Source organism: Domibacillus sp. F004, from assembly GCF_057814295.1.
Genome location: NZ_JBVATB010000007.1, coordinates 32897 through 48035 on the forward strand (window position 1 = coordinate 32897; position 15139 = coordinate 48035).

The 15139-nt window shown below is 39.0% G+C and carries 13 protein-coding genes, 1 tRNA gene and 1 pseudogene; 12 read left to right on the plus strand and 3 right to left on the minus strand.

The genetic code is table 11. The annotated features are described in order from the left end of the window. Positions 1–185: 185 nt before the first annotated feature. From ACZYRN_RS15680 to ACZYRN_RS15715, 8 genes are all read left to right on the plus strand, one after another. Positions 186–258 (plus strand) — tRNA-Phe (locus ACZYRN_RS15680). A 248-nt stretch (positions 259–506) separates the two neighbouring features. Further along, a complete protein-coding gene (yycF, locus tag ACZYRN_RS15685; protein ID WP_488912568.1) occupies positions 507–1220 on the plus strand; it encodes a response regulator YycF in 714 nt (237 codons plus the stop codon). A gap of 5 nt (positions 1221–1225) precedes the next feature. Next, entirely contained in the window at positions 1226–3049 is a 1824-nt protein-coding gene (walK, locus tag ACZYRN_RS15690) for a cell wall metabolism sensor histidine kinase WalK (protein ID WP_488912569.1), read from the plus strand. Then, a complete protein-coding gene (locus ACZYRN_RS15695; RefSeq protein WP_488912570.1) occupies positions 3046–4380 on the plus strand; it encodes a YycH family regulatory protein in 1335 nt (444 codons plus the stop codon). The genes walK and ACZYRN_RS15695 overlap by 4 nt, the downstream gene beginning before the upstream one ends. Next, a complete protein-coding gene (locus ACZYRN_RS15700) occupies positions 4367–5155 on the plus strand; it encodes a two-component system regulatory protein YycI (RefSeq protein ID WP_488912571.1) in 789 nt (262 codons plus the stop codon). The genes ACZYRN_RS15695 and ACZYRN_RS15700 overlap by 14 nt, the downstream gene beginning before the upstream one ends. Before the next feature lie 20 nt (positions 5156–5175). After that, positions 5176–5970, plus strand: a complete 795-nt coding sequence (locus ACZYRN_RS15705; RefSeq protein ID WP_488912572.1) for an MBL fold metallo-hydrolase — start codon at positions 5176–5178, stop codon at positions 5968–5970. Between the two features lie 219 nt (positions 5971–6189). After that, positions 6190–7383: a S1C family serine protease gene (locus ACZYRN_RS15710; protein ID WP_488912573.1), complete on the plus strand. Its 1194-nt coding sequence runs from the start codon at positions 6190–6192 to the stop codon at positions 7381–7383. 14 nt (positions 7384–7397) lie between these two features. After that, the gene (locus tag ACZYRN_RS15715) at positions 7398–7541 is read left to right on the plus strand and encodes a CxxH/CxxC protein (RefSeq protein ID WP_488912574.1); all 144 of its coding nucleotides are present in this window, start codon (positions 7398–7400) and stop codon (positions 7539–7541) included. A gap of 91 nt (positions 7542–7632) precedes the next feature. Here the strand turns inward: ACZYRN_RS15715 and ACZYRN_RS15720 are convergent, their stop codons facing one another. Then, positions 7633–9918, minus strand: a complete 2286-nt coding sequence (locus tag ACZYRN_RS15720; protein WP_488912575.1) for a glycerophosphodiester phosphodiesterase family protein — start codon at positions 9916–9918, stop codon at positions 7633–7635. Positions 9919–10171: 253 nt separating this feature from the next. On the opposite strand from ACZYRN_RS15720, the gene rlmH reads away from it, so the two are divergent. Further along, positions 10172–10651, plus strand: coding sequence for a 23S rRNA (pseudouridine(1915)-N(3))-methyltransferase RlmH (gene rlmH / locus ACZYRN_RS15725; protein ID WP_488912576.1), 480 nt, complete (start codon positions 10172–10174; stop codon positions 10649–10651). A gap of 42 nt (positions 10652–10693) precedes the next feature. Here the strand turns inward: rlmH and ACZYRN_RS15730 are convergent. Then, positions 10694–11039 (minus strand): annotated as a pseudogene (locus tag ACZYRN_RS15730) (staygreen family protein). 216 nt (positions 11040–11255) lie between these two features. Between ACZYRN_RS15730 and ACZYRN_RS15735 the strand changes: the two are divergent. Beyond that, the gene (locus tag ACZYRN_RS15735) at positions 11256–11573 is read left to right on the plus strand and encodes a DUF378 domain-containing protein (protein WP_488912577.1); all 318 of its coding nucleotides are present in this window, start codon (positions 11256–11258) and stop codon (positions 11571–11573) included. A gap of 195 nt (positions 11574–11768) precedes the next feature. On the opposite strand, the gene ACZYRN_RS15740 is transcribed toward ACZYRN_RS15735, so the two are convergent. Beyond that, entirely contained in the window at positions 11769–12092 is a 324-nt protein-coding gene (locus ACZYRN_RS15740; RefSeq protein WP_488912578.1) for a DUF5658 family protein, read from the minus strand. A gap of 543 nt (positions 12093–12635) precedes the next feature. On the opposite strand from ACZYRN_RS15740, the gene ACZYRN_RS15745 reads away from it, so the two are divergent. Then, the gene (locus ACZYRN_RS15745) at positions 12636–14138 is read left to right on the plus strand and encodes a malate:quinone oxidoreductase (RefSeq protein ID WP_488912579.1); all 1503 of its coding nucleotides are present in this window, start codon (positions 12636–12638) and stop codon (positions 14136–14138) included. A 477-nt stretch (positions 14139–14615) separates the two neighbouring features. Then, a complete protein-coding gene (locus ACZYRN_RS15750; RefSeq protein ID WP_488912580.1) occupies positions 14616–14858 on the plus strand; it encodes a hypothetical protein in 243 nt (80 codons plus the stop codon). Positions 14859–15139: the final 281 nt, after the last annotated feature.

The following is a 15139-nucleotide window of genomic DNA, read 5'->3' on the forward strand; positions in this document are numbered from 1 at the left end:
ACCTATGATTTGTCCTTCATAAGTAACGGCTGCTATGTTTTTAACAGATAATGAATATATTATCTTAATAGCCTCACTTAGCAGAGTGATCATAATCTCCTTGAACTTGCATCAGTGTATCATTTCGAGCGTAGCACGAACAGATGAAGGATAAAAAAATTTTAGTTTATAAATGTATCTCATTAGGCTTAGTAGCTCAGTTGGTAGAGCAAAGGACTGAAAATCCTTGTGTCGGCGGTTCGATTCCGTCCTGAGCCATCAAAAAAAGCATCGCGGTGATTTCGCTCCCGTGGTGCTTTTTATTATTTTACCCCTACTAAAGGAAGTAAGGGTCTATGGTTAAAGTGAAGTTCCACTTTATGAAATGTTTACCGGTGAGAAACGGGATGCCGCGGTCACACTATTCATGGTAAAGTTAAAAAAGGTAAAAGAGATGCAAATATGATAAAATATATTATTTGAAGCCATCTTTAACGTATTGAAAAAGAAGCGAGGGACATTATATTATGCAGAAGAAAATATTGGTTGTTGATGATGAAAGACCAATTGCAGATATTTTGCAGTTTAATTTGAAAAAGGAAGGATACGATGTTCAGTGTGCATATGATGGAGACCAGGCGGTTGAGATGGTAGAAGAAATGCAACCGGATATCATACTACTAGATATTATGCTTCCGGGCCGCGATGGGATGGAAGTGTGCCGTGAAGTACGTAAAAAGTATGAAATGCCGATTATTATGCTCACGGCAAAAGATTCTGAGATTGATAAAGTACTTGGTCTTGAACTCGGGGCAGACGATTATGTCACAAAACCATTTTCTACACGTGAACTTATTGCTCGTGTGAAAGCGAATTTGCGCCGACATCAAACAGCAGTTCCTGTCCAAGAAGAGGAAGAGGCCGAAACGAATGAAATTGCGGTCGGGGCGTTAACTATTCATCCCGATGCCTACATTGTTTCCAAACGAGAAGAAACGATTGAATTAACACACCGTGAATTTGAATTACTTCATTATTTAGCTAAACACATCGGACAAGTGATGACACGTGAACATTTGCTTCAAACAGTTTGGGGATACGACTATTATGGAGATGTCCGGACAGTGGACGTCACTGTGCGCAGGTTAAGAGAAAAAATTGAAGATAACCCGAGCCATCCTTCTTGGATCGTGACCCGAAGAGGGGTAGGCTACTACTTGCGCAATCCTGAGCAGGAGTAGCATTGATGAAACGGGTAGGTTTTTTTCGTTCCATTCAAATGAAATTTGTGCTCACGTACGTTTTGCTCATTTTATTTGCGATGCAAGTTATTAGTGTATATTTTGTAAACTCCCTTGAGGAAAAGTTTGTAACGAACTTCAAAACATCTTTGCAAGAACGCGTTAATTTATTGGAGTACAATTTGCGTGAAGAGATGTTAAAAGAGCGTGATGATGAATCGAATACAGTGGAACAGGATATCCGGCGTATTTTGGAAGATTTTTCTGCTGGAGATATTACGGAAGTACGTGTCGTTGATGAACGAAGTCGGATTATCGGTACATCTGATGCGAATAACCAGGGAGTCGTCGGGCAGCGCATGACCGAAATTGCCATAAAACGAGCGCTGTCTGCAGGTGCAACAGAAGATAATATGTTTATTAATGACCGAACCGGTCAGCGCGTTTGGGTATTAACATCTCCTATTTTATCAAACAGCGAAGTGATTGGCGCTGTTTACTTAATTGGAGATATTGAAACTGTTTTCAGTCAGTTAGATGATATTAATGAAATTTTATTTTCTGCAGCGATTCTCGCCCTGGCTATTACCGCGATATTAGGTATTACACTAGCAAGAACCATTACACGGCCAATTACGGATATGAGGCGGCAGGCGGTTGCACTTGGGAAAGGAAACTTTTCGCGAAAAGTAAAAGTATATGGTCAAGATGAAATTGGTGAACTTGCTGTAACATTCAATAATTTAACGAAGCGGCTTCAGGAATCGCAAGCGACGACAGAAGGTGAGCGTCGTAAGCTATCATCGGTCTTATCACATATGACTGATGGTGTGATTGCGACAGACCGTCGCGGTCGTGTTATTTTAATTAATGAACCAGCATCCAAAATGCTAAATGTTTCACGTGAAACAATTATTTCACAGCCTATTGTAACCCTTCTAAATTTAGAAGAAGACTATTCGTTTGATGATTTATTAAATGAACAGGATTCGGTCATTCTTGATTATAGTACGCATGACCGACCGTACATCTTACGGGCGAACTTCTCAGTTATTCAAAAAGAAACAGGTTTTGTCAACGGATTGATCACAGTCTTACATGACATTACAGAACAAGAAAAAATTGAAATAGAACGACGTGAATTTGTGACGAATGTTTCACATGAATTGCGGACGCCGCTTACGACAATGCGCAGCTACTTAGAAGCGCTTGCTGATGGGGCATGGCAAGATCCAGACATTGCCCCAAATTTTCTTGATGTGACCCAAACCGAAACAGAGCGGATGATTCGATTAGTAAATGATTTACTTCAATTATCGAAGTTCGACAGCCGTGAATACAATTTAACCAAGAAAGATACCGATTTTATCGAATTTTTTAATAAAATTATCGATCGTTTTGAAATGACAAAATCGCAGGAAGTTACATTCCGACGCAAACTGCCTCGTTATCCGATTTATGTCACAATTGACCAGGATAAACTGACACAGGTTATCGATAATATTATCTCTAATGCGCTAAAATATTCCCCAGAAGGCGGACTTGTTTCATTTAAAGTAGAAGAGCATGGCGATACGATTCAAATAAGTGTTAGTGATCAAGGAATGGGTATCCCAAAAAAGAGTCTTGAACGCATATTTGAACGTTTTTACCGTGTAGATCGAGCACGTTCGCGGAAAATGGGCGGTACTGGTCTTGGCCTTGCGATTGCAAAAGAGTTGATTGGTGCACATGACGGCCACATTTGGGCAAAAAGTGTAGAAGGAAAAGGTACCACGATATTCTTTACGTTGCCGGCAGATCTTTCTGAAGAGGATGATTGGGTATGAATTATGAAAAAATTAAATCCGCTGCCCTGGCACTACTTGTGCTCATAAGTATGGTATTTACATGGGGCATCTGGAATTATAAGCCTTCTTATGAAACGATTACAGATAGTTCAGATACAATTGTAACAGAAGTAGAAATTGGCCAGCAGCGCAAAATTTCCTCGCTGCTAAAGCCCGCAAAAATTGTTGCTCATTTGCAGGATCAACATTATGGAACCGTGGAAGAAGAAGAGCTTACATGGTTCATGGAAGAAATGGCTTCATGGACATTTAATGAACCAGAAAATATTTCTAGTTTATTGAATGAGCAAGAATTTAACGAACTGTTAACTGGTAATTCTCACGTGGAATTATTTTTTTCTGGCTTCATTCCGTTTGATACAGCTAAAAACATATTAACGTTTAATCAATCCGATGTTCCAAGCGCTGTATTTGACCGGATAGTAATTGGAGAGGCAGAGGATAGTAACAGCGCTTCTGTTTACTTTGTTTCCGTACAGGAACGACTTGTATTTAAAAGTCGGATTGAATCGGCATCACTTTCAGAATTTAAAATGCGTTATTTAGTTCAATCATCCCGTCTTGAACCATACATCGCGCACCAAATTCCAAACGGATCACTTTTATTCGTAAGAAAAGAAGCGCCTGTATTGTATACGAAAAAATATTTACCTGAACAAATAGAGGCTGAAACCTTTAAAAAAGCCCTGTTTAATGATCCGAGTTATGTAAAACGGGGATCAAGTTCGGAAAGAACGGAGTATACAGACGGTTCAAGTTTAATGCATGTTAATCATAAGACGGGTGTTATTACGTATTCGAATTTGGCATTGGAAAATGAAATTGGTCAGAAGATGGCACTTAAAACGCTTATTGATAAAAGTGTTAGCTTCGTTAATGATCATAATGGCTGGGTGGATGACTATCGGCTATTCAGCACAACGCCAGGTTCATCATTCATTAGTTACCGTTTGTATTTAGATGATTACCCCGTATTTAATGAACAAGGAATGGCTGAACTATCTCAAACTTGGGGAAGAGAGCGTATTTTTCAATATGTGCGCCCTTCCTTTATTATTCAACTAGATAGTCCACTCCCTGAAACAGAGGCACCTATTAAGCTTGAAGACGGAGAAGAAGCCATTGATAAAGTTCTTAGCCAAAAAATCGACCCGTCGCTTTTGACAAATATTCAGATTGGCTACGAAATGACTGTTGAACGTGAATCACCGAAAATCTTAGCGCTTCAACCTTCTTGGTACTATCAATACAATGGAACGTGGCATCGTATGGAGACTGATGAAAGGGGAGCGGCCGATGGATTGGAGTAAAACGAAAACGATTTTTATTGCCGTCTTTCTTGTGCTTAATCTGTTTCTGGCTGTTATGTTTTATAATAAGTATGGGGCGACTCGTTTTGAAGTTATTAAGGAAACGTCCATTGAAGAAAAGCTTAAATCTGACCGGATTGAATATGAAAAAATGCCGGTTAATGCTGAAGAGCTATCCATTATTACGGCTAAGCCAAAAATATTTGCTGAAAACGATTTTCTCTTTTTAACCAAGCAGAAAATGACGATTAAGAGCAAGGGAACTGAAGTTATGAGTGAGCTCGATAAGCCGTATGAAACGGACGGGGCAACCTATGAAAAAATTGTTTCTTTTGTGAAAAACAATGTTTTACAGGGCGACCGCTATTCCTATTGGAAGCGAAATCGTGATGAAAAAACAGTTATTTTTTATCAACAGTTTGATAATAAAAAACTGTTCGAAAATATAAGTGGTTATTTAACGGTGCAGTTGGATGATGCTGATAACATTATTGGCTATACACAGACGATGCTGTCAGACATTGATGAAAACCGTGAAGAAGAAGCGATTTTACCAGCGTTCCAGGCGATTGACGCTCTGTACAAAAATGGCCTTATTCAGCCGGATAGTGAAATTGCTAATGCAGAACTTGGCTACTATACCGTCGTACAGCTAACAGAGGCACAGGTGTTGTCACCAACATGGTACTTTCAGCTGAAAAAAGCTAATAAGACAGAAGAAATTTATGTGAATGCATTTGACGGATCGATTTATCAAACGGAAAAAGAGTCGTAATTTAACTGGAGTGGTAGGACATGACAATTCAATTCAGTGTACTTGCAAGCGGAAGTACCGGCAACGCAATTTTTGTGGAATCAGATGGTCAATCGTTTCTTGTGGATGCAGGATTAAGTGGTAAAAAGATGGAGGAGCTATTTTCTTCAATCGGCAAGAAGATGGAGGACCTATCTGGCATTCTTGTTACACATGAACATAGTGACCATATTAAAGGGCTCGGAGTATTGGCTAGAAAATACAAATTGCCGGTATATGCAAATGAAAAGACATGGCGGGCAATGGACCGGTTAACCGGTACGATTGAGGCCAGCCAAAAGTTTATATTTGAAATGGAAACGGTGAAAACATTCGGTGCGCTTGACATTCAGTCCTTCGGGGTATCACATGATGCAGCCGAGCCGATGTTTTATATTTTTCATAACAGTCAAAAAAAGCTCGTGCTTATTACAGATACAGGCTACGTCAGTGACCGGATGAAAGGATTAATTGACAATGCAGATGCCTATGTATTCGAAAGTAATCATGACGTTGGAATGCTGCGTATGGGCCGCTATCCATGGAACATTAAGCAGCGTATTTTAAGCGATGTCGGCCACGTATCGAATGAAGACGCTGCCCTCGCCATGAATGATGTCATTGGACCAAATACGAAACGAATTTATTTGGCGCATTTAAGCACAGACAACAATATGAAAGAACTTGCAAAAATGGCGGTCTCACAAACATTACAGCTGAAAGATGCTGGCGTTGGAGAACAATTTCATTTATTTGATACCGATCCGAAAATATCAACGCCACTTGCTGTTATTTAACTAGAAGATACCGAGTCTGTGTGGAGGGCACTGAGAAACTTGTGTTTTTAAATTCTTACTTGTTACCCAAACAAAATAGGCAGCTTTCCGTTCGAATTTGAACAGGAAGCTGCCTATTTCCTTATTAGTTGCCCTTTTTTTAGTCAAAAGCGTATAATTTTTTGAGAATAGATAAATTGAATGGTGAGACAATAATTGGGCGGAAAGGATGAGGAGTAGATGGGTTATTATGATGAAGGACGAACGGGACGCAACAAGCGTGGCGGAAAAGGCGGCTATTTTTTATCCGGATTGGCAGGCGTTGTTGTAGGTGCGGGGCTGGTCGTCGCAACCGTTCCATCCATAATGGATTATCAGAACGATGAACAAACTTTCGTTGAAAATCAATCCACTGGCCATACAGAGCAGGTTTCAGTTGATGTGACTACAGATGTAACAAAAGCAGTTGATAAAGCGAAAGATACGGTTGTTGGCATTACAAATATTCAAGAATCAATGAGCTTTTTCGGGTCAGAAGCAACGACGCAGGAAGCAGGTACAGGAAGCGGTGTAATTTATAAAAAAGAGGCAGATACAGCATTTATCGTCACGAATTACCATGTTATTGAAGGCTCACAGCAGCTAGAAGTAACGCTTGCGGATGGTACGAAAGAACCGGCAAAACTTATTGGCGGCGATGTATGGACCGATCTTGCCGTCTTATCGATTAGCGGTAAAAATGTTAAGAAGATAGCTGAATTTGGCAACTCAGAAGCATTGAAAATCGGTGAACCGGTTATTGCCATTGGAAATCCGCTTGGTCTTGAATTTTCAGGTTCCGTTACACAAGGTGTCGTTTCCGGACTTGAACGTGCCATTCCTGTTGATTTGAATGGTGATATGATAAACGACTGGCAGGCGGAAGTATTACAAACAGATGCGGCAATCAATCCGGGTAACAGCGGTGGTGCGCTTGTAAACATTGCCGGTCAAGTAATTGGTATCAACTCGATGAAAATTGCTGAAAATGCTGTTGAAGGGATCGGATTATCCATTCCAATTGATGCAGCACTTCCCATTATTGAAGACCTTGAATCATTTGGAGAAGTGAAGCGTCCCGCTATGGGTATTACGCTTCAAAACGTCAGCGAATTGCCATCCTATCATCAGCAGCAAACACTCAAACTGCCTGAGACGGTAACGGAAGGGGTTATCATTGAACAGGTACTTACTAAATCGCCGGCAGCGGAAGCAGGATTGCGTGAATACGATGTGATTACCGAATTGGATGGTAAACCAGTTCAAGACGTTATCGCACTGCGTAAATATATGTATAACAATAAAAAAGCAGGAGATAGTGTAACCGTCACCTATTACCGGGCTGGAAAACAACAGCAAACTGAGTTAGAATTAGTGGCGGAAAGTGATTTTTAATGGAGGAAAAAAAGATGTACTGTTGTTTAGAACACGCTGAACTGGCCTTAGATATTGCTGTTGACGAATATGAAACAGCGCCTAAAATAGAAAAAATAGAAGAAGCGGTTTCATGTGAGTTTTGCAAAAATCAAGCCATATATGTGGTAGGAAACTAATATTCGGGCACAAAATGTGGATGAAATCTGTGGGTATGTGGATAAGATTCAGAAAATGCCGTTATCAACATGTTGATAACGGCATTTTCTATTATTTTATAATAATTTCCATGGGTTCTGAAACAAGAGACCACTCTTGTCCAAGCATCGTAAATGTATGTTGTGCAAAAACATACGATGTGCCCGGTTTCAAAGCTCGAATTGTATTGCCCTCAATAGAGACACCATCTCCTGTTGCAAATAATGTTGTTTCAATATTTTCTTTTTTCTCTGTCCGATAGTTTAAAAAAGCTTTGCTCTCAATTTTTGTTGTACTTCCAGGTTTCAATACACGCTTTTTCACAGGTGTTTCAATTCGAATGGGTGCATCTGTTAACCACTGTGTGTAATCAGTAATAGGGCCAATCATGCCGTTTTGAAGCTGCTCGCCGAAATCAGCCTGATTCCGGAATGTCCAGTGATAGCTGATCATGCCACGTTGACGCAAGTATGCTGTAAATTCAGGTGACAAACTGCTATAGCTGGAGTTTAATGTGGCATTCAAGCGGGTCGAATAGTTCATCATTTTACTTGCATCTGCAAGACGTGCCTGTTCTGTTGACGGGACAGCTGCTGAATATAGGTAGCCGGATGGAATATTTGGCGCTGTCTCAACGGACTTTTGCACACTGTTTAAATGAAAGCTTTGAAGCACAACTTGATCAGTCATGCCTTCCTCTTTAATCATCTGAATGGTTTCTTCGGAAAGGTTGTCCGCTTTTAATTCTACAAGTAAAATAACATCTTTTCCTTTAAATTCTTGCAAAAATTCTCGGAATGTCGGTACTTTTTCACCAGAAAATTCCGGACTGAAATAGGAACCGGCATCCAGTGCACGAATTTGATCTAATGTCATTTCCGCTACGCTGCCCGTGCCATCAGTCGTTCGGTCAACCGTATAGTCGTGCATAATAATGATTTCGCCATCTTTCGTTTTTTGGACATCTGTTTCAATTAAGTCAGCACCAAGCTCATATGAGAGACGGTAGCCGGCCATTGTATTTTCCGGTGCCATCGATGGAATTCCCCGGTGTGCCGCTACGATCGGACGCTGCACAAGTGTATTTTCAGGATAGCGGCTGAATGCGTCGACTACCGCTGCTGGATGATCCGCTATAATGCCGTCAACACCTGCATGAATTAAACGGTGTGCATCAAGCTCACTGTCACTCGCTGTTGTGCCCCAGACAGCGACAGAACGACTGTGTAAGTAATGAACCGTATCTGCTGTCAATAATTTTTGCGGGAAAATGGCCGTTTTGGCGCCTGATTCATGAAGAGACTGGATAAAACGGTTCAAATCGTGTTTATTTAATGAATTGCGGTTATACATCAGAGCTCCGCGTACGGCTGGATTCGTCTCTTTAACGATTTTCAAAATGGCCGGTTGAGACGAAAGAATGTGCACGTCCTGGATGGAAAGTTCAGAAAGCAATGACGCTGTTTTTTCTGCTGTTTCCTGATCTTCAATGTGAAGAAGCGGAATGGTATGGCCGGCCATCTTCTCTAAATGCGTTTGAAGCGGGATTCCATTTATATTCAATTCCTGATTGGGCTTCAGCACCATTGAAGAAACACCATCCATTTGTTCTAACTGTGCTTTGCTTGAAATAACTGTTGGTGCGTTCAGCATATTGGTTTCTGGTTGATCGCCAAGAAATGCCCCAGAAGCTTGTAAAGAGGGCAATTCCTCTGTTTGTTCGATCACGCGGATGTTATCAAATTTTACTGTTGAACCCGCCGCTTGGAAGCCAATTCGTCCGTCTTGAAGAGCCGTTGCTTGATCGGTATTGGTGACGAGCTGTCCATTTATGTATTGTTGCACTCTGTTGCCTTTTGAAACAATTTTCATTTTGTATGTTTGGTTGTAATCAAAAGCTTCACTATACGGTCCTTTTTCAAGAACAGACCATTGATTATTGGGATTACGAAGAGCGAACTCAACACCATTTAATGCATTTGCTCCGCGGCGGACAGCAAACTGATAGTACGGGTAGTCGTTTTCCTGCACCCGGTACATAATGGACGCCCAGCGTGTGTCTTCCACAGCAGACAAAAATGTCATATCCGCTTCAATCACATAATCGCCTCCAGCTACAGACGCGGGAGCCAGCACGCGCGCAGGCTGCGATGTTGAAGGAGATGTTAAAACAAGCGCATTATTTTGCACCGCTGCTTGTCCTTGAATCACTTCCCATCCAGCAGGAAGCGCCGCTGTGTTAAAAGACTCTGTTAAAAGAGTTTCAGAGGCCAGTATATTGGCTGACGGTACTGTGTACATGGAGCTAAATAAAATACCAGATGCCAGAATAAATCGAACTGTCTGTTTCTTTTTCATCATCATTACCTCCCATAATAGACTTCTGTTCTATTCTGTCAGCAGAATATTAAGGAAGAATGAAGAACGATTAAATTTAATGGAAAAATCAAAAAATTCCTTCTTTTCTCCCTGCGTAGAAAAAAAGAAGTGAACGAAAGTAGGATATTCACATGTGGAACATATGGTAAAATATAAATAAAGAACATGTTGATATGTGGATAACTTTTGTGGATAAACTGTTTGTAAATTGTTTGTAAAGTGGGGTTATGTTGTGAATATCTCTATTATAACAGTCGGTAAATTAAAGGAAAAGTACTTAAAACAAGGGATTGATGAGTACATGAAACGACTTTCGGCATATGCAAAAATAGATCTCATTGAAGTAGCAGACGAAAAAGCGCCGGAAGTCTTAAGCAATGCTGAAATAATACAAGTAAAGGAAAAAGAAGGAGAAAGAATTCTTTCAAAAATTGGGCACGACACACACGTCATCGCTCTCGCTATTAACGGAAAAATGAAATCATCTGAAGCTCTGGCCGCTGATATAGATAAGCTTGCCACATATGGAAAAAGCAAACTGGCCTTTATTATAGGCGGATCACTTGGCCTTAGTGATACGGTACTGAACCGTGCAGATGAAAAGTTGTCATTTTCCAATATGACGTTCCCGCATCAATTAATGCGGCTGATTTTAGTAGAGCAAATATACCGGAGTTTCCGGATCAACAGAAATGAACCGTACCATAAGTAAATGAGGTTTTTATTTAGAATATCTACTAACGCCAACCGAAATTCATCTCCCACTTCTATAGGGTATACGTTGAAAAAAACTATCGCCGTATCTAATAGCCGTTAATGCAAGCGGTAATTCACGTCTAAATATTTCATTGCGTTTTGCTGAAACATATTGGTTATATTGTCCATGGTCTATATAAATAAACACAATAATATAAGCGCCTTCCATTTTGTTTCCATTCACTCAATACTTCATCTCTCATAGGATTAATTTTATCCCAGGCATAATTAATTCCAATGGTTAAAAATGGATCTCTAGTTAAATCACAGTGAGGGTATTCCACAGACAGTTTTTCCGGCTTGAAATTGTTCAAGCAATCAACTTCAATCGTTTTTTTTATCATTATGCTAATTGTCGTGTCTTTAGTCGTAAATACAAGCCTTAAACAGGCTAATATACATATACAAAAAATCCCAATTCAATTCCCGATTTTAGTGTATAAAATCCCCATTTGATACAAATGATAAATATACAATCTCAGTACTTAAAGGTAGCTAGTGTAACCGAAGGGTAAAGAATTGTATGTTGAAGGAATCTAAATTTAAAGGAGGTATGTTTCATGAGAACCCTACAAAGAATTGCCTTAACATTAATAATAATTGGGGCTATTAATTGGGGATTAATCGGTTTCTTTAATTTTGATTTGGTAGCCGCATTATTTGGTGGACAAGACGCTTTTTTATCAAGAGTTATTTATAGTCTAGTTGGGCTAAGCGGATTAGTCTGTTTAACCTTATTGTTTAAGCAATGGGAAGAGACGGATACTAAAGGAGAAGTTAATAATAGGCGTGACCATGGTAAACTTAATTATGGAACTGAATTTGGTGAGGAACCAGACATACCTTATTCAAAAAAACCTGCCAGAGAAGATGAATAAAAAGAAAATAAAGAAAGTCATGCAACCGCATGACTTTCTTTATTTTCCATTTTGATATGTGTTAAACAATTATCAGCTGCCGCTTATATTAAATTGTTATGATACTTTAGAAGGAAAACCTCATTTAGATACATTAAGGTGAACCGTATCATAAGTAAAGGTTTTAGTTTTGTCACATAAAAAAGTTAACAAATTTTACAGTAACGACAACCAGAAAGTGTGCATATAAAATATCCCTGCATATATAACAAGCACTCCTGCTAAATAAAAAAGAAAAAGTTTTTGAAACGAGGCTTTGCTTTTTTGATAGACCATATATGAAATATATAAAATCGAAATGGAGAGAAAAATTTTTATACATAGAAATAAGACTGGGCTAATCGCCCACAAAAACTCCATGATAGGATTCATTTCTTCAATAATATTGTTCATTAAACCATAATTAGTAACAAAGCCATCAAATATATTTAAAATAGCTACTAATAAACTGTAATCCATGATAATGCTTTTATTTTTCATATCTCTGCCCTTCGTTTTAAATAGAAAAGAAGTAGTATGAAAACATCATAAACACATTTTGTAATATCTATTCATGGCAATGGTAATATGGAAAGAATTAAAATTTATTATCGAATGGCTTCAGTCCATACGTCGCTAAACAAGCACGTGCGCTTTAGCTCTCATATAATTTTCTAACTACTATTTTATTGCCTCATTTAGAACTATTACGGAGAACCGTACCACGAGTAACGGCGAAAAGTAGATGGTGGCGGTTCACTGGTAATCGCAAACTAAAGCCTTAATCCTAGCAAGAAGCCGGGTTAAGGCTTTGATTTTTTTGGATCCTTGGGCCATTTGGGTATATTTCCCGCTTTTTATCAGATTTTAAATAACTTATAATTAGTTTAGATAATAGTAAAATATTTTAATCTATAAATAATTGTAATACACTATGGTATGATTATAATTGAACCAGAAAAGGTGTGGCCTTGGCTTGATGTGACGCCTAAGTAGGAGCGCCTGCATCCTTTCTGCAAATTTTAGGGTATAGGGATGGTAAAAATGAGCAATGGAAAAGCTAAAACAGACGTCATCTTAATTGGCACTGGAATCATGAGTGCGACTTTAGGTACACTCCTGAAAGAGTTAGTACCGGAATGGGAAATTAAAGTATTTGAGAAGCTCGAAAACGCGGGAGAGGAAAGCTCTAACGAATGGAATAATGCGGGAACAGGGCATGCTGCACTGTGTGAGCTTAACTATACTGTTGAAAAACCAGACGGATCTCTAGATATTAGCAAAGCTATTAAAATTAATGAACAGTTCCAAGTTTCAATGCAGTTTTGGTCTTATCTTGTAAACAGTAAGCTAATTCATAATCCACAAGACTTTATTATGCCATTACCTCATATAAGTATGGTACAAGGAGAAAAAAATATAGCGTTTTTAAAGAAGCGTTTTGAGGCGCTTTCAAACAATCCCCTGTTTAAAGGCATGGAATTTTCCGATAACCCGGAAAAACTGATGGAATGGATTCCGCTTATTATGCAAAACCGTCCATTGAATGACCCTATTGCGGCAACAAAAATCGACTCTGGTACAGACGTTAACTTTGGTGCTTTAACCTGCATGTTGTTTGACCACTTAAAGAAGAAAAACGTCGATATCAAATACAAACATAGTGTTGATAATATTAAACGTACTAGTGATGGCTCGTGGGAATTAAAAGTACGTAATATCGATAAAAATAGAGTAGAACACCATACTGCTAAATTCGTCTTTATTGGAGGCGGGGGCGGAAGCCTGCATTTACTACAAAAATCTGGTATACCTGAAGGGAAACATATTGGTGGATTCCCAGTAAGTGGAATATTTATGGTATGTAATAATCCGGAAGTTGTAGCGCAGCATCATGGAAAAGTATATGGCAAAGCTAAGGTTGGAGCTCCTCCAATGTCTGTTCCGCATCTTGACACACGATATATCGACAATGAAAAATCGTTACTATTTGGACCGTTTGCCGGCTTCTCACCAAAGTTCTTAAAAACAGGTTCAATGTTCGATTTAGTAACTTCCGTAAAACCGAATAATGTCTTAACTATGTTGGCGGCAGGCGCAAAAGAGATGTCATTGACAAAATACCTGATCCAGCAAGTTATGTTATCGAAAGAACAGCGCATGGAAGAGTTACGAGAGTTTATCCCGAACGCTAAGAGCGAGGATTGGGATTTAGTAGTAGCAGGCCAACGTGTACAAGTTATCAAAGATACGGCTGAAGGCGGCAAAGGGACGCTTCAATTTGGTACCGAAGTTATTACTGCAGCTGATGGCTCGATTGCAGCATTACTAGGTGCTTCTCCAGGTGCTTCTACTGCTGTTCACGTTATGCTTGAGATAATTAAAAAATGCTTCCCGCAACATATGAATGAATGGGAACCAAAAATCAAAGAAATGATTTCTTCTTATGGCGTGTCACTAATGGAAAATCCAGAGCTTCTGAACGAAATTCATACTTCAACAGCAGAGACGCTTGGTCTAAGCCAAAAAGAGCTAGTCTATAGTTAATTCTTTAGAGTTAGAAACAAAGGTATTTAATGAAAAGTTTAAGCAACATTTTTCATCAGTGGACAATTGTTTCTATGAAGAAGAGATTGAAAAGGCAATGAATGAAAAAACAGAGATAAAATAATTAAATAAAAAATGGGATAGTATAGAAATTAAAAAAAGAACCTTTAATCTATTAATAGATTAAAGGTTCTTTTTTTAAAGAATTCGCAGTTAGAGAGACTGTGGAAAACCGCATTATAGGTGAAGAAAATTCAACATATTCCTCATTAAACCATTTACAAAACAAAAACAAACAGTAGTTCTTCTTTATTCTCTTGGGAAAATAGCTCGTATTATTGTTAATTTCATATGATTTAACCAATACCAGAACAGTCGGACAATCAAGAAAGCTAACCCCTGCACATACTTTGAGGACACCACAGCAGCTGAAGAGCATGACGATGGCGCCAAGCACGACCACGGTATGGAAGAGAGATGATAAGTGGCAGCACGCAAACCAGCGCAAGTGAGGCGATTCAATTATTAATCACAAAGGATTCTGATCAAACAGAAACGGTAGTAGAACAAGCAGAAGAGACTGTGCAACAGGAGGAAGCGGCGCTAGTATCTAATACAAAAGAAATAGAAGAAACAAGTAACGGCTTGCTAATTGATGGTATCATCATTGCGATCATTGCCGTAATTGTTGGTGCAATCTTCATACGCCGTAAAAAATAAAAGAAAGGTTGATTTTATGAAGAAACTTAAAGAGTCATTTGGATAAAAAACGAAGAGAAGTACTTTTTAGCATAACTTCCTTTTTTAGATATTGTGAGAAGAACCACTATCCTCCATTCTTAAGATAGTATAGAACAAAAAGTGCACCCACTCGGTGCACTTTTTATCTATTTGAGCAAATAGAAGATGAGCCCTTCAACAGTCATTAAAGTACTAACGAATTTTACCAAAAAGGGAGGAGTCTCTTTGCTCTTTTGATTGATCTTCTCTTCCTTTTCGTT